11 protein-coding genes are annotated in these 17,398 nt (G+C 36.6%); 9 read left to right on the top strand and 2 right to left on the bottom strand.

The genetic code is table 11. The annotated features are described in order from the left end of the window. The first annotated feature begins 74 nt into the window (after positions 1–74). Genes DNK84_RS10745 through metX form a run of 9 tightly spaced genes read left to right on the top strand, consistent with a single transcriptional unit; the run spans position 75 to position 15,432 of the window. Positions 75–1,544 carry a radical SAM family RiPP maturation amino acid epimerase gene (locus DNK84_RS10745; protein ID WP_162902392.1) on the top strand — a complete coding sequence of 490 codons (1,470 nt, stop codon included), beginning with the start codon at positions 75–77 and terminating at the stop codon, positions 1,542–1,544. Further along, complete coding sequence (locus DNK84_RS10740) at positions 1,537–2,781, top strand: NHLP bacteriocin system secretion protein (protein WP_162902391.1); 1,245 nt, start codon at positions 1,537–1,539, stop codon at positions 2,779–2,781. The genes DNK84_RS10745 and DNK84_RS10740 overlap by 8 nt, the downstream gene beginning before the upstream one ends. Further along, positions 2,781–4,943, top strand: a complete 2,163-nt coding sequence (locus DNK84_RS10735) for a peptidase domain-containing ABC transporter (protein WP_119344508.1) — start codon at positions 2,781–2,783, stop codon at positions 4,941–4,943. Before DNK84_RS10740 ends, DNK84_RS10735 begins: the two co-directional genes overlap by 1 nt. After that, positions 4,944–7,088, top strand: a complete 2,145-nt coding sequence (locus DNK84_RS10730) for a peptidase domain-containing ABC transporter (RefSeq protein ID WP_119344507.1) — start codon at positions 4,944–4,946, stop codon at positions 7,086–7,088. Then, positions 7,081–10,938, top strand: coding sequence for a non-ribosomal peptide synthetase (locus tag DNK84_RS10725; RefSeq protein WP_119344506.1), 3,858 nt, complete (start codon positions 7,081–7,083; stop codon positions 10,936–10,938). The genes DNK84_RS10730 and DNK84_RS10725 overlap by 8 nt, the downstream gene beginning before the upstream one ends. Further along, entirely contained in the window at positions 10,923–12,464 is a 1,542-nt protein-coding gene (locus tag DNK84_RS10720; protein ID WP_119344505.1) for an AprA-related methyltransferase, read from the top strand. The genes DNK84_RS10725 and DNK84_RS10720 overlap by 16 nt, the downstream gene beginning before the upstream one ends. Next, positions 12,457–13,974, top strand: a complete 1,518-nt coding sequence (locus DNK84_RS10715) for a radical SAM family RiPP maturation amino acid epimerase (RefSeq protein ID WP_119344504.1) — start codon at positions 12,457–12,459, stop codon at positions 13,972–13,974. The genes DNK84_RS10720 and DNK84_RS10715 overlap by 8 nt, the downstream gene beginning before the upstream one ends. Positions 13,975–13,994: 20 nt before the next feature. Continuing rightward, positions 13,995–14,342, top strand: a complete 348-nt coding sequence (locus tag DNK84_RS10710; RefSeq protein ID WP_119344503.1) for a hypothetical protein — start codon at positions 13,995–13,997, stop codon at positions 14,340–14,342. A 1-nt stretch (position 14,343) separates the two neighbouring features. After that, positions 14,344–15,432, top strand: a complete 1,089-nt coding sequence (gene metX, locus DNK84_RS10705; protein WP_119344502.1) for a homoserine O-acetyltransferase MetX — start codon at positions 14,344–14,346, stop codon at positions 15,430–15,432. Positions 15,433–15,439: 7 nt separating this feature from the next. On the opposite strand, the gene DNK84_RS10700 is transcribed toward metX, so the two are convergent. Both DNK84_RS10700 and DNK84_RS10695 read right to left on the bottom strand, forming a co-directional pair. Beyond that, positions 15,440–16,303 carry a LysR family transcriptional regulator gene (locus DNK84_RS10700; RefSeq protein WP_119344501.1) on the bottom strand — a complete coding sequence of 288 codons (864 nt, stop codon included), beginning with the start codon at positions 16,301–16,303 and terminating at the stop codon, positions 15,440–15,442. 168 nt (positions 16,304–16,471) lie between these two features. Further along, positions 16,472–17,374 carry a DUF4238 domain-containing protein gene (locus DNK84_RS10695; protein WP_119344500.1) on the bottom strand — a complete coding sequence of 301 codons (903 nt, stop codon included), beginning with the start codon at positions 17,372–17,374 and terminating at the stop codon, positions 16,472–16,474. Positions 17,375–17,398: the final 24 nt, after the last annotated feature.

Raw genomic sequence — 17,398 nt, 5'->3', positions numbered from 1 at the left:
TGCCTTTGATGTTTTTTCTGCCTACAAATCACATCGAATTTTCAAGTGTTTTTGTTGACCGAAAAGGAGCGCACGTGGACACAGCACTACCCATTGAATATCATCATAAAGCCTATATGGAGTCTATTCCTAAAGACAAACTTAAGCGCCTGGCACATATTAAACGATTTGCTGAATTACTCGTGGGAGATCCTGATTTTCGCCAAGATCTACAAGAAAACCATCAAAATACGCATATTGTTGCTCAGAAATATCATTTAGAAATCAATATTGATCATTTACGCTCATTCTGGCATCGCGCTTACATGCCAAAACGAAGAAGTAAAGAGGAATATCTTCACTCACCATTGACGGTTGAGTGGGATATACATCTAAAGAACATTCGCGATCACCGTGATCGCATGAAAACACAAAATAACATTGCATCAAAAAATGAAGCTTTTCAGTTATGGCGAACTCGACAGCTTCTGCGATGTGATGATACTTTAGCGGCAAGTGCGCAAGGCATCACCCACCCAAGCTTTGCCTTTGAGCTATCAGAAGGCTGCACGGTTGGTTGCTGGTTTTGTGGGATTGCTGCTGATAAATTCAAAGGCTATTTTGCCTACACCAAGGACAATCAAAAGCTTTGGCAGGATATGCTGTATACGCTTGTTAATATATTTGGTGTAGACACGGTCAAAACGGCCTTTTGTTATTGGGCAACAGACCCAAGTGACAATCCTGATTATGCTAGTTTTATTGCGGATTTTCATCATATTACTAACTTTCTGCCACAAACCACAACAGCAAGACCAGTCAAAGATATTGCCTGGACACGGAAAATTTTATCGCTTTATGAGCGTTATAAGTGTGTGTTTAATCGCTTTTCCATCACAACCTTAAGTCAGCTTAAAGCCGTTCACAAAAATTTTACTGCCGAAGAACTCATTGGCACGGAACTTGTCATGCAGCATAAACAGGCACTCTCCAGCTCATGTGGCAAATCACCATCAGGGCGCGTATTACAAAATATTGCCAAGCTTAAAGCAGCAGGAAAGGATATAGATAAAATAAAAAATGATTTAAAACTTAACGATGAACATACGACGATTGCCTGTGTCAGTGGGTTTTTAATCAACCCTTTGACGAAGACTATCAAACTTGTCTCCCCTAGAGCTTCGGGGCTTACATACCCGCTTGGCTATAAGGTTCATGAAATTAAAACATTTACATCAATTGAAAGCTTTAGAGAAAGCATTTACCAGTTGATTGAGCAACATATGCCAACTCACATGCCTAATCATTATCGTATTGCCTTTAATAAAGGGATTAAAGGACAGCTATTAAATAGTGGTTTTCAGCTGATAGCACAATTAAGAACGCTAAATATCAACAGCTATACGGACGCAGAAAAAATAGGCCAATACTTATTATCTGAGCACAATAAAAACAAGCCGTATAAACTTGCACTTAAAGAGCTTATACAATCAGGCTGCAATATTTTTTCTGCCTGTGATATTTTACAATCCCTTTACCAATATGGTGTCTTTGAAGATGAGTGATCTTAGCAGTCAATCCGGTAAAAAAGAGATCAAGACACTACAGCTAATCTATTATCGACACTGGATTGTTTTAAGTATTATTTTTTTTATTATTCTTGGCACACTGCTTTGGTCTATCTTTGGTAAAATCGGCGTGCAAGCGACAGGCCAAGGCATTATTTTACCTGATAATAAAGGTATATATGCAATAAGCAGCCAAGGTGCTGGGATTATTCAGGAAGTTAAGATTCGCACCGGAGAAGATGTAAAAAAAGGCGAGGTTATCGCTGTTGTTGATCAGACAAAACTGGCGGTTCAATTAAAACAACAACGTCAATATATCGCTATTTTAGAGAAGAACTACCAAAGCATTCAAGCCCTGACACATAAACATTTAGGGCTTATTAATAATTTGTATCTTGAAAAAAATGTGCTGCTTAATGACTATAAAAAAAGCTACTCACAATACCTGGACTATCTTGATCAATTAACACAAGGCGAAAAAGCACTGGCAAAAAAAGGCTATATCTCAGAAGTTCAGTATCAACAGCTAAAACAAAACACAGCGAAGCTGTCTTTACAATTAAAGCAATATCTGTCAACTAAAACACAAAATGATATTGAGCGAAACACCGCCTATTTACAAATCGAGCAGACATTAACCTCTTTACAAGAACAAATTGATGAGGAAAAAGCACAACTTGCGATTCAAGAAAGTAATTTTCAGCAATATAAATATATTACCAGCAGCAAAGATGGTACGGTTTTAAGTGTTGACATTGCCCCTGGGCAATATATTGCTACAGGCAGCATTGCAGCGACAATTGCCACAGGTAAATTCAGTGCGGATCATTTTGTTGCCTTTTTCGATCCACTTACTTATAGCCGACTTGTTAAATCAGGCATGAGTGCTTATGTTGTTCCTTCATTCTTAAGCGAATATCAATATGGCTCAATTAAAGGAAAAATTATTGAGATTGATCGCTTTCCACAATCAACAAATGCAATCAATGCAATTGTCAATAACAGTGCACTTACTCAGTTTGTGTCAAACAACAATCAACCCATGTTAATGGCACAGGTAAAGCTTTCGATGAACAAGGCCACTCCTTCTGGCTACGCCTGGACCTCTCATCAAGGCCCACCTTATGCAATCCCTGTGGGTACGATCTGCGATATTAAAATTATTGTTGAGTATCGCCGTCCTATCAGTTTTGTTCTGCCGTTTATCCGTAAAGCCATTGGAGTCGACGAATAATGCCTGGCATATGCAAAACCCCAATCAATATTCAATATGAAGTGGCCGATTGTGGTGTTGCCTGTTTGGCCATTATCCTTGAGTATTATCACGCTTACCCTGATTACAACACCTTAAAGAAAACCTGTGATCCTGGCACACGCGGGCTTTCTTATGAAGAGCTGATTCAAACAGCCTCAGAATATGGACTTGTTGGCAAAAAACAAATCTATACCGTTGAAACGATTAAAAATACGCACACACCTATTATTATTTTGATGGATAATCAGCACTATATGGTATATGAAGGAATCAAGGGAAAAAAAGTATATCTTAATGACCCCGTACAAGGGCGTATCATTTATCATATTAAGGATTTCCAGCAGCATTTCTCCTGTGTTGGATTGCCGTTAACACCCGGAGATACATTTCAAAAAACACCAAAACCCCATATCGTATGGCAGGCATTTAAAAGCTATGGTGAGTCTAGTTTCTCCAGCTATTTTTATATTGGTGCTTTTTTTCTGTTATCAACGATTCCTGCGATTATTTCTGCCAACTACAGTAATATCTTCATTGATTACTACTTGCTGGAACACCAAAAGAATATTATGGTGCCTTTTTTGTGTTTTATTCTTGTGTTTATCACTTTACAAGTAACGATTGAAGCCTGTCAGCACTTTATGATGAAAAAACTACAAATCATCATCAATGCTGGTGTTAACAGCCGATACCTTATCCATTTGTTTTCGCTTCCTTATCTTTTTTTCTCAAAAAGGCCAACCGGTGATTTAATTAATATTATCCAGTCAAATACAGAACTTGCATTTCAATTATCAGGACGGTTATTTTTAAATATTCTGGCTTTTTTTCAAAGCCTGATTTTTCTACTTGTTATGTTTGGTTATAGCGTTCCTTTAACCATTGTTGTCTTAGTAGCGATTATCTTATCTTTTTTGATCTCTTATTTTCTTAAAGATACATTATTAGTCCTGCATACAAAACTGCGTAATCAGCAAGGGATATATTATGCCGTGAGCATGTATTTTATTCAGCTGCTAGAAACGATTAAAGCCTCAGGCAAGGATCCCTTCTTTTTTATGATGTGGCTTAATGCATTTACGGATGTCCAAAATACCAAGCAGCGACTTGGCTTATATAAGACTATTGTCTCACATGTATCACTTTTTTTTGTCTCAATTACCGCCGTGGTTATTACCTGCCTTGGCTGTTATTTAATTATTAAAGGCCAACTTTCTGTCGGCCAGTTAATGGCATTTATGATTTTGGCAGGACTTTTACACAAACCAACCCAGGCCATTGCCAATTATTACTCCTTGCTGATTGCAACCTCCGTAAACATCAAGCGAAAACAGGCCGTCACCAGTCAAATCATGCGACAAGATCAATCAAAAACTAATTTTCTTTCTCAAAAAGCCTATGAAACAGCCAAAGAAAATTTTCAAGGCAGTATTTCTATTAAGGATTTACACTTTCGCTACAACCAAAAAAGCAATGAAATTCTCACCGGCATCAATCTTAATATTGCTTCACACGAGAAAATTGCCATTATTGGTAACAGTGGCTGTGGAAAAAGCACTTTATTAAATTTAATCAGTGGTATTTTGCCACCCACACAAGGGCAAATCGATATCAATGAAATCAATTTAATGCAATATGCACCAGGTCAACGAGAAAAACTGATTCTTAAAGTGGCAAAACAAACACGTCTTATCAATGGCAGTATTCGGGAGAACATGTGTTTTGGATCCTATTATAGCAATGAAGCTATCTTTCAGGCGCTGGCGGCTGTTGGTATTGCTGATGACATCAAATATCTAAAAGCAGGGATTAATCATTATTTATCTTCAAGTCAATCTACATTAAGCCTTGGGCAGATTAAACTGATTGATATTGCCACTGCAGTGATGAGAAAACCTGATATCCTGCTCTTAGATGAGCCCTTAGATGCTTTGGATAGTACACTTGAACATAAATTGATGGAAAGCCTATGCCAGCTTCAACATACGGTTATCATCATTACTCATCGCATGCATTATTTAGATTTATTCGACAAAGTAGTATGGATAAGATCAGGCCAGATTTCAGCTTTTGCGCCACACCAAAAACTGATGGAAGAAAACACGGACTATCGCACCTTCATTAAAGCAGGAGCCGTATAAATGTCGATTGAAATTGCACAGCAGGAAAAACAAATTTTCTCAACAAGTCAGCGGAAATTTTATTCAAATCAACTAACAGAATTAGCACGCTGTTTGGAAATTTCCTGCCGTTTTTTTGGTTTGCAATACGACAAAAACGGTGTCAAACAATTTCCAGCCAATACACCTTTATCATCACAAATTACCACCGCTGTTAAACAACAATCGTTGCAATATGTAAAACGCGCTGTAGATCGCATTGATATCAACAACCTGGCATGTCCTTATATACTTATCCATAAGAAAACACAAAAAATTGCCCTTTTAATTCCTAAATCCCAAGGACGCGCCTTATTGTATTTATCTGATCAAAAATCCTTTCAAAAAATTGATCAATTATCCAAAACGGATTGGGAAGATAGTGGATATGAACTCCTGCCGCATTATCAACAATCAGCGCTTTCTTTAAAAAAGCTGCTTTTTTGGTGTTTGTTGCAGGGTAATACAAGCGCCTTGATCATGTATTGTCTAATGAGCCTGGTTATTGCTGTGATGACAATGGTACCACCCATTGCAACAGGCTATTTGATTAACAATGTAATTGGCGTTGCCGATACAACTGTTATTATTAGCATTGCTGCGATTTTACTTATTTTTGCCTTAGGCGCCTTTGGCCTGTTTTTATTGCGAAACATTTTATTAATCCGTTTTCACACAACCAAACGTTATATCATGTTATCAGGTCTTGTTGGCCGCTTTTTCGCAATTCCGTTAAGTTTTTTTCAAAAACAATCAAGTGGCCAGGCACAACAGATATTAAATGTTTTTAGCGCACTTATTGATCATGCCATTAATTTTGCCACAAGCCTTGGTGCACATATTATTTTCATCTGTGTTGGTTTTGCTGCCATGTTTTACTTTTTTTGGCAGATTGCATTAGCGCAGCTTGTGTTCATTCTTATTTTTTCTGTGATTATTCTTCTTTTTTCCTGGCTGAGAAAAAAACCACTTTGGCTTAGTATACAAGCACAAGGCAAAAGCCTTGATATCTGTTTTCAATATATCAATGCGATCGAGAAACTCTTGACCCTGCAAAAAACGGACATGGCAAGCCAGATATGTCAACAAAGTGTTCTTGATTATATATTTGCCGATTTTAGTAGTTATTTATACGACGTCTATAAAACGATCTTCACTTTAATCTTACAAGGCTTATCTGTATTTATCACTTTTATTTTGGTTTATCTGCTTTATGGCGAATCTGTAAACCTTGGTGCTTTAATCAGTTTTCTAGGGATTACCGCAATTTTTATTGGTTACTGTCTGGCACTACTTGGACTCATCAGTAATTATTATGCCATGCAAATTCAATACAAAAAAGTCAACCAGATATTCCTTTTAGATATTCCTGAGCATTTCGGTGTAACAACATTAGATGTAGCTGGTGAGATTATCATGAATGATATATCGTTTTCCTATACAAAGGAAAGTAATACATTAAATGCTATTACACTGCATATTAAAAAAGGACAGAAAGTTGCGATCTTAGGCAAGTCAGGCTGTGGCAAGTCAACGCTTTTAAAATTAATTATTGGCTTATTATATGCTGATAAAGGTGACATCCTTATCGATAATAACCCAATAAGTACACTTGATTTAGCAGACTTTTGTTTACAGGTTGCTTTTTTCTCACAAAAAGACCAACTTTTTAATGGCAGCTTAAAAGATAACATCACCTTAGGAGAAGAATACCCGGATGAGCAGATCTGGCAAGCCTTAAGCTTTGCTGAATGTGACAACATTATTGAGAAGCTTCCCATGAAGTTAAGCAGCATTGTCTCTGAAAATGTCTCAAGCTTTTCTGATGGTGAAGAAAAGCGCTTATTACTTGCCAGATGCATGGTAAAGCAGCCTAAAATGCTAATTCTAGATGAAGTACTTAATGGCCTTGATCCAGAAACTGCTCAAAAAATCATGACGAAACTCACAAGCCTGGATATCACATGTATTTTGGCAACACACAATGTTGAAGGTCTATCAAAACTTGATTATATCTATTACCTTGATAAAGGGAATATTATTGAGCAAGGTGACTTTGAAACACTGATGCAGCAAAAGGGATCATTTTATCAAAAGGCAATGAATCAAGGAGATAGTGATGACTAACCTGCTTTCTTTGACCCCATACCAAAAATATTTCTATCTGGCCTGGCAGCTTGATCCCAAAAGTCCAATGTATAATGAATCGGTTTCATTTAAACTCAATAAAAAGCCCAATATCAATAAACTCACCAAGGCGCTTGAGTATTTTCTTGATACGCATCAAATCGCACAAATGCGCTATGATCCAATAAAACATAAACTCACAAGATGTCCTTTTTCAATCAATGCTTACTTTCATCAGCTATCTGCCACAAAAGATACTGCCTCTAAACAGATTAACATACTCACAGAAAAGCCTTTTGATTTACACCATGGACCATGTATCCAATTTTATCTATTTAGCCTTAAACAGCACTGGTATTTTGTTGTCTGCGCACATCACATCATCTGTGATGCCATAAGTGCAAGAGTCATGATTTGTGATATTGCAAATAGATATAATGCACAATCAAAAATCAAAATAGCACCGCTGCCCTATCATCGTTACCAGGATGCTGTAACGATAACTTATCATCAATACCTAAGTAATTATGATCAATCAAAACAGTATTGGCAGCATTATTTATGTCAAGCGCACTTATTCACCCCGCTTTCTCATCAGTGCCTCAATAGTCGTAGCGAGACCGATTTTGTTGATTTTAAGCTAAACAGACAAATGGTTCAAACGCTTGCCAGGAAATACCGCACAACAGCTTTTATCTTACTAACAGGCTGCTATGGCTTTTTATTATCTCGCTATATGCAACAACAAAAGCTTATGCTAAGTTACCCTGTGAATATCCGGAATAAAGACTGCTCACATGCTATTGGTTGCTTTATAAATAATATTCCTTTAAAAATAGATCTCTATAAAAACAATACTTTTTCTGATTTAATTCAAACACTTAACGTTGATCGAAAAAAAAGCAAAGCATATTGGCATTTTCCTGCCTTTGAGATTTTCAATGATCACAAAAAGCAACGCAATCAATCTACTGCTGGTCATAACTATATAAACATTGGTATTTCTCAAACAAATTTAAATACAACTGCATTTAATCTTTGTGATATACAAACCAGCTGTGTTGATACGGCCTCTTCTACGCGTGCACATTACGATCTATTACTTTTATTTGATGAGCAACCACAGCAACCTATTAAATTTCGTTTGAAATTCAATAATACCTTTCTAGGGAAAATATTTATTGAAAATTTCATCACACAATTTCATCAATTGACCCATCATCTTTTAAAGAATGACATAAACCTTATCACTTATCAGATTCTCACCCCCAAACAATACCATCAAGTGATATATGCTTTTAATCAGACTGATAAAACACGTTTTGCTGATTCAATTGTTTCTCTTTTTATCTCACAGGCAGAAAAAACGCCCAATCACATTGGCCTCTTAGCGAATACTAACAAATTATCCTACCAAACGCTGATTGCTCGAATTACATGTCTGTCACAAAGGCTTGCCTCTTTTACACAAAAACCTATTGCTGTCTATATGCCCAACGATCTTGATTTTTATATCAGCTTTTGGGCAATACTTTTTGTTGATGGTATTTATTTACCATTAGATTTACGTCATCCAGCACAAAGGCTATATAGCTTGTTGCAAAAGGCAAACTGTAATACGGTGATTACCACCAAAAAACGAGCACCTTTCTTGTCTCATATCAATGAACTAACCTTGATTATTCTGGATGATGAAATCTCTCATGAAAATCACACATCCACAATACATTTACCCACAGCCTATTCCATGGCATATGTGCTTTTTACCTCAGGAACAACAGGCCAACCAAAAGGTGTGTTAGTTTCACATACGGCTTTATCAAACCGTATTACCTGGATGCAAAAAATATTTCAGTTAACCAATGAAGATGTCGTATTACAAAAGACAACACCTTGTTTTGATGTCTCGCTTTGGGAGATGATCTGGCCTGTTTGCTATGGTGCCAGGATTGTTATTCCTGATGCAGATAGTTGTCATGATTTTCAAAGGCTCTATCAAGTGATGGTGCAAGAAAATACAACGATTATTCATTTTGTTCCTTCAATGCTACAGGCATTTTTAGCGTTTTTGCAATCCTGCCAGCTTCAATTGCCTAAAAGCCTGCGCTTAATGATTTGTAGCGGTGAAGCATTAACACCTTTACTTGTCACACAAGCCTATGAATGTGCAGATAATCCAGATTTTGCCCTTTATAATCTCTATGGACCAACTGAAGCCTGTATTGATGTTACCTTTCATCACTGCCAACCACAGCAGCCAGTCTATATTGGCAAGCCGATCGATAATACCGAAATCTACATTCTGGATAAGAATGAAATGCCTTTGCCAACAGGTATTGTTGGTGAGCTGTACATTGGTGGTACAGCGCTGGCAGAAGGTTATATCAATGATAAAACCTTAACGGAACAAGCTTTTATCAACCATCCATTTAAACCTAATAAACGCCTATACCGAAGTGGTGATCTTGCGCTATGGGATAATCATGGCTGCTTGGTATATATTGGTCGGGCAGATAATGAAATAAAAATAAATGGCCAGCGTGTCTGCTTATATGAAATTGAGACCGCGATTTTGCAAAACGATTTGGTTCAAAGCTGTGTTGCATTATATGAAAATGATTGTGTTGTTGCGTTTTATACGACAAAAAATGCTCAAGCATTACATGCAACAGCTTTACATAAAAAGCTCCAAAGCATTTTGCCTGAATATATGCTACCAACACACTGGCAACACCTTACAAGCTTACCAACAACTCAATCTGGTAAAATCGACAAAGAAGCGTTGCAACAACAGTTAACGATTTCAAAAAAAGCACAATCTATTTGTTTGGCAAAAACAGCCATTGAAATCCAATTGTCTGAGATTTGGAAAAAAGTATTAAACATCGATCCTGTTGACATTGAAACTGATTTTACCGATTTAGCAATTGATTCATTAAAAGCGATAAGTCTTTTATCATATATCAATAAATATTATGCGCTTAATCTGCACGTTGCAGACTTATATCGCTTGCAAAGCATTAAAACACTGGCTTGGTATATCAGAAAAAACAAACATAATCACCACTTTATCAAATACTTAGCAGGTAAGGTTAATACTTTATCTATTTACTTTATTCATCCAGCAAAAGCAGGTTGTGAAGTTTACCAAAATATTGCCAACCAGCTTGCTAGTACCTACTACTGTTTTGGGGTTGATAACTATAATCTGTACTGTGAGAACCAGCAAATGATCCATTCCCTGCCCATGCTTGCCTCACATTATATTTTACAGATGAAAAAAAGCCGCACACTATCGCAAGCGCCTATTTATTTATGTGGCTGGTCATTAGGTGGTCTTATTGCTTTGGAAATTGCCTATCAGCTTGAGCAGGAAGGCTTTTACAATTTACATGTTATCTTACTTGATACCTATGTTACTGATTTTGCAATTAAAGAAATGCGCGCACAAGTGGATAAAACAGCTTTCACGCACACTTATGCTTGTCAATTAAACGCACAGAAAATTAAAAAACACTGGTATGACAGACTTGTCAAACTTTACCCCATTGAATCCTTATTAGAAACGCAAGTTATCTCAGGTAAGCTATATTACACTCAAGCCACACTTTTCAAAGCACAACAGCTGATACCCGCAAATAAAACCAACCCGCTTTATCATCAACTTAATCAGTATATTATTGATTTACCCCTTAACAATATTGATGCCTATATCCCCAAAGAAAAAATACATTGCGTTGCACTTAGCTGCCACCATGATAATATCATTGAGACGCTATCAGTACTGGCAGGTTTTCAAGTACTACAAGCGATTTTAAAAGGAAGTAATTTATCATGCAACATACTGTAACATCTATTAATCAAAAAGCATGTGCTGCTAAAATACGCTCGATCAAGCACCAGTTAGAAATCGGTGCTGTACTTGACAACCTTGGTCAACAAGGGGTAATTGAATACTTATGTACAGCAAGGCAGCGAGACCTTCAAACATTGTGCGCAACACTTAATCTTCCTGAAGGATACCTAGGTATAAGCTTTAAATGCCTATGGATGAATGGTTTTTTTGATAATAAGGCAAGTCTTAATCATTTATCTTTGAGTCAATATGGCCGTGATTATTTGCAAAAAGGTGATTTATATCAAGGTATGCAACAAAGCATCCAAGAGGCATTAAAGCAATATCATCGCCTCATCACAGACACCTTGAACACACAGCATTTTTTAACTTCACAACAATATCAACAAAGCGCCCCTTTTGTGCTGATTGGTCTTTTTATGTTGTCAAAAATACCCAAAGAGGCTTTATCTGTCCAATTACAAAGTGATAAGGCGCTATGGCAATGGCTTATCAAACAGCTTTTGCCTGATAGTGACTTTAACACGCTACAAAAAGAAGACTTTCAAATACTGCAATTTCTAGCACCAATTGCCTTTCATACACTTTCTTACCTGCCAAGTTATGCCGATATTTTAGCTGTCTTGCAATACCATACAAAACCTGTTACCCCAAAAAATAATGAAGCTGAGTACATCGATAGAACGCTCGATATTGCCACAAGTGCCAGCCTATTTCAGTCAAGTATTGCGGATATTTTCTTTCATCATCTAAAGCCCTTATTCGATCATCCGCTTTTTTTAATGCAACCTAAAAGCATTATGGATCTGGGTTGCGGTAACGGGGAAATGCTTGAAAAAGTCTATTACTTCATTGCACAACACACCTTACGCGGCAAAGTTTTAAAAGACTACCCTTTATATCTAATCGGTGTAGATTGTAATTTAATTCCTATACGGCTGGCTGAAAATCGCCTATCACGCTTAGATACGCCCTACACTGTTATTAATGAGGATATCAATACACCACAAAAGATATGGGAAAAGCTTTATTTTAAGGGATTAGTCCCTGATAATTGTTTACATATCAGTAAATCGGTCATTCATAACTGTAAATACCATCATCCATCCAATATTAACAGTGCTTTTCCTGCAAAAAATCAGTCATTTCACATATATACAGATGACACGCTAAATTTACGCACATCTCAACAAATTAAAGAACACCTTCAAGAACATTTTAAATGCTGGCAGAGCTATATCAGTGAATATGGCTATCTTTTTATCGAGGCACACAATGGTATTGATAAAGATTTTAATCCGCAATCTTTGTCTGAAACAGATCGATCAAACTTAACAACACTTAACTTATCACATGACTTATCACTTCAATACCTTGTTGATACGACAACTTTTCATCAGGCCTTAAAAGAAGCTGGTTTTGACTTAGCAGCATTCACACCCTTGCAAAAAGCCAGCAACAATACCTGTCTGGCCTTATATTATATAAAACACCCAATAAGTGAGAAAATAAATGTCTAATATTGCTATGCCCCACACAGAACTTGCTGGTTTATATCAGGCTTATCTGGCAAAACTCAGTGATCAGGATATTGATGAACTATCTCAGGCTAAGCGCTTTACTGAGCTTTATGCAGGAGACCCTGCCTTTCGCCAGGATATTTATAATCATCTTGATAAGTTATCTTATGTTGCGGATAAATATCACTTAACAATTGATATTGCACAAATTATGCCATGGCTATGCCAACGTTTTGCACATGATCAATTACCTGCAGAAGTTCTAGATACATACAAAAAAGCACCACATAACGCGTTACTAAGAAAATGGATACAATACCGTAAATTCTTAGTCCAATTAAGACAATCCTATCGGGTATTAAACGATGCTTCACAGCACAACCCAAGCTTTCATGCATGGCGTCTGCGGCAAATAAACCGTTGTGATGATACCTTAAAGATGAGTGCAACCCACATCACACACCCAAGCTTTGCCTTTGAACTAAGTGATGGCTGTTCAGTTGGATGCTGGTTTTGTGGCATTGCTGCTGATAAATTCAACGGCTATTTTCTCTATAATGATACAAACCAAAAACTCTGGCGAGGAATGCTTACGATATTGCGTACAAGCTTTGGTATCAATCCATTACAAAGCGCTTTTTGTTATTGGGCAACAGACCCAACAGATAACCCGGATTATTTGCATTTTATTAAAGATTTTTATGATATTGCCGGGATTATGCCACAAAGCACTTTAGCCCGCCCTGTGAAAAATGTTTGCTGGACAAAAGGCCTGCTGGATTTTTCCGCTAAACACCCAAGTATTGTTAATCGTTTCTCAATTACTTCTTTAAGCCAATTAAAAGCAGTGCATAAGACATTTAGTGCAAAAGAATTATTCCCAGTTGAACTTGTCATGCAACACAAACAGGCTAAGTTATCAATTATGAAATCAAATGCAGGTCGTGCACGTCTGACACAACAAGCGCTTTTAAATCGCGATCACAACAACAATAAAAAAGCAGACATAAAATCACAGTTAGGACTTGATGATCAGCATACAACCATTGCTTGTGTCAGTGGTTTTTTAATTAACCTTTGCCAAAAAAAAATTCAATTAATCTCACCGCGTGTGGCAGGTCATAAATTTCCATTGGGATATAAAGTGCATGATGAATGCTATTTTGATAGCCTTCAAACATTTACAGATAAAATCAATGCTATCGTTGAAAAACATATGGCCTCTGCAATCACCCAAGATCAAATCATTCGTTTCAGAGAAGATCTACATTATCATGAGAATACAAAAGGCTTTTTTTTACAAAATGCCAATAGAACCTACCATATAAATCTGGGCGCACATGCAAAAACCCTTGGTAAACTGATTCATCATAACCAAAACATCCCGCTTGGCACACTGATGAAACAATCTGCACAAGAAGGTGCTAATGTTTTATACAGTATTGGGATTATCAATGATTTATATAAATTAGGACTACTATCAGATGATGTAACTACAAGTAAGATGTAACAACCAAAGGAGTGATAATCATGGTGCAACTTGATATTGCAAATAATGCCCTTCAAATTAAAATGCCACTGATGGATAAGGTGATGGCGATGCGTTCAAACCTTGAAATCAAATTAAGTGACATCCAAAATGCAAAGGCATTAACGACTTTTGAGATGCCAACAGGAGCAAAAATCAAAGGCACACGTATTGGTAAAAAAGCCTATGGCACCTTTGAAAACAATAATGAAACCGAATTTTGGGCAGTTGATAATAGTCCATCTATTTTGCTAATTGAATTAAGCCCACACGCACAAAGCCAATATCAGCGCTTTTTTTTGGGTGTGGATAATCCAAATGACTGGGTAAGCAAATTAACTGCAAAATAATATGATAATTGTCAAAAAAAACTTTGCGCACTTAGGGAAATTCACGCTTGCTTCAGGCGAGCATATCGATGATTTGGTGCTTGCTTATGAAGTATATGGTCAGCTTAATACTGATAAAAGTAATGCGATTTTACTCGCACACACACTCACAGGGAATCAGCATGCTGCAGGTGTTTATCAACAAAGTGATCAAAAACCCGGATGGTGGAATGATGCTATTGGTGCTGGCAAAGATATTAACACCGATCAGTATTGTGTGATTTGTATCAATAATCTTGGTGGCTGCCATGGTTCATTATCGCCAATGAGTATCAACCCAAAAACCAATAAGCCTTATGCTTTAGATTTCCCGGTGATTCATATTCTTGACATGGTTCATGCAGAAAAAAAGTTGATGGATTATCTTAAAATCCCTCAATGGCATTGTTTAATTGGGGGTTGCATGGGAGGGTTTAAAATACTTCAATGGCTAACACATTATCCAAAGCTTTGCCAGCATGCTATTTTGATGGCAACAAGCTATAAAGTCTCTGCACATACAATTGCAAGCTGGTATATTATGAAACAATGTATTATCTCAGATCCCAACTGGAATCATGGCAATTACTATCATATGAGAGATACAAATAAAGGTCTTAATTTTGCTAATATGGTTGGCAGTATGATATGGTTATCACGTGACTATTTTGAGTCTCATTTTGCAAATAAGCGCCGCTGCATATCAAACAATCTTATCGAACCTGAGTATGAGATTGAGTACTTTTTGGATAGTATTCAGCACAAGCCTGCCACTTCAATCGACCCCAACAGTTTATTGTATATGATGAAGGCAATGTCAAGCTTTGATTTAACTGACGATGAATTATGGCCTGCTAATCTTCAAAACATAACAGGGAATGTACTGTTAATCAGTTATCAAAATGATTGGCGATACCCTGCTAATGAAACAGAAAAACTTGCCGAACATCTTCGCTTACATTCCGTGACGGCTACACATAAAGTAATTAACAGTGATTTTGGCCATGGCGCATTTATTTATGACTATAAAAGCCTTTCACCGCATATCAAAAACTTTCTCACATGCATTTAGCTGATCATTAGTTAATGGCATCAATAATTTCTTGAAAGTAAACCGGCAATGCACCTCTGTTATACCAACACAAAGACAAATCATGGTCGTAATACCAGGCTTGTTTAATCAAGCTTGTTTTTTCATGATCACAATATTGCTGATAAAATTGTTTGGTAACGACTGTATACCCTAACGCTAATGCCACCAATTCTGCTAACGCTTCAGGTGAATTTGCAAAATGTCGGTCTTTTTTTGCCATCTCAAATAAGTCATATTTTCGTAAAAAATTAAACGTAATCTCATCACTTGGGTCAAAGTCGATAATGTTTTCATTTACGATAATTTTTTCAATCGCTTTTTTTGACCACGCCTTTGGTACTAAAAGATGGTAATGTTCTGGCTGTAATGCTTTTGTACACATCTCTTTTGAAATAAATTGATTTTGAACCACAGCCAAATCTGCCCTGCCTGCTTTAAGCTCAGTATGCCTTGAGTCCACATCACTGATTTGAAAATGTATCCGAAGCTGTGGGTATTTTTTAGCAATCTTGGCCACAGGATAAAGAATTCTTGTCTTCATCATCGTCGATGAAGATAAAATCGTTAAATTAATAATGTGATGCTCATCTTCATTGCTAAGCATTTGAAGGTAATTCTTCTCAAGCTTTTGCATATTATCACAATATCGTAATAAAATTTCGCCTTCAGCCGTCAACTTCATCCCTTTTCGCGAACGAATAAAAAGTGATATTCCCAGCTTCTGCTCCAGCATCTTAATCCGCTGGGTCACTGCAGTTTGTGTTAAATGCAAAACTTCTGCAGCAGCATGAACACTGCCTGTGCTGGCTACTGCCATAAATGCTTCAAGTTGCGGGCTAAGTGCAAGCATGGCTTCTCTTATCGTTTTTTTATATTATTAATAGCTTAACATAGATTACAAGGCGAAATCCTTTTATTATTAAAAGGCTTATGTAACAAACTATCTAAGCGATAAAATTGTAAGCATGAGTAACTTCAGCTACTGGCCTAAAGTATAATTTTTAGATGGATTTCTTTGCTAATAAAAATATGCAGTAATAAGATTATTTGGTATTATTTCTGTAGTAGAGTTCGTTGAACTATAAATTTGGTAATTAGTATCCGATAAATTATGCTTGTAATTATTCAATACCATTAGATTAATATTTATAACAAAATCACTGATCGTATTGCTTTTTAGAATGTCCTGGAAGTCATTTAAACTCTCTGAATTCACCAGAAACAATACTTTACTAGGTGTCAATGGTAATATAAGATCACAATTGCCTTGGGTTATTAGTCCCTTCCCTATCATAATAGGATAATTGGATGTTAACAGCTTGTACTTAGATTGAGCAGTGTCAAGAATATATAACTTGCTACCTAAACCAAAGGTTTCCTTTAGGTACTTTGTAAAATTTCTCACATTAGTAACACACTCCAACACTGATCTTATCCCAATATTTTTAATTTCATCCTCTTTATTCCCTAACTTAATAGTATCCTCATACTCGCTTAAAGAATATCCATACCTTAAAAAATTTGCTTTAACATCAAGCTCTGAATTATTACTTCTCTGCTCATTAATACTTCCTGGTGGTCTGGTTTTGAGACTGTATGCGAACTGTATAAGCAAAAAATAATTTTGATGCCCCAGGCAAGACACACTGCCTTTATTCAACTTTTGCATAATTTCACCAAACTTAGTTTCTAATTTGCCAAAATCATTCTCAAGAGAAATACTATACTTTGGATCATCAGAATCTAACCAATAAAGCTTATTTCTATAGCATTCTGCATTTCCAGTGTTTTTTTCCTTAAATTTACTATATTTATTAGTTTTATTCTTTAATTCAGCGCAATAGAAGTTCTCTTTACTATTAATATTCCACTGCTTGAGGTATACCTTTGGAACGAAATGATTCTTTTCTTTTTTACTCATTTAACCCACACTACAGGACAGTAG

The sequence above is a fragment of the Facilibium subflavum genome, from assembly GCF_003574485.1.
Taxonomy (GTDB): domain Bacteria; phylum Pseudomonadota; class Gammaproteobacteria; order Francisellales; family Francisellaceae; genus Facilibium; species Facilibium subflavum.
Note: the sequence above shows the minus strand (reverse complement) of the source record. Positions and strands in the feature narration are given on the sequence as shown.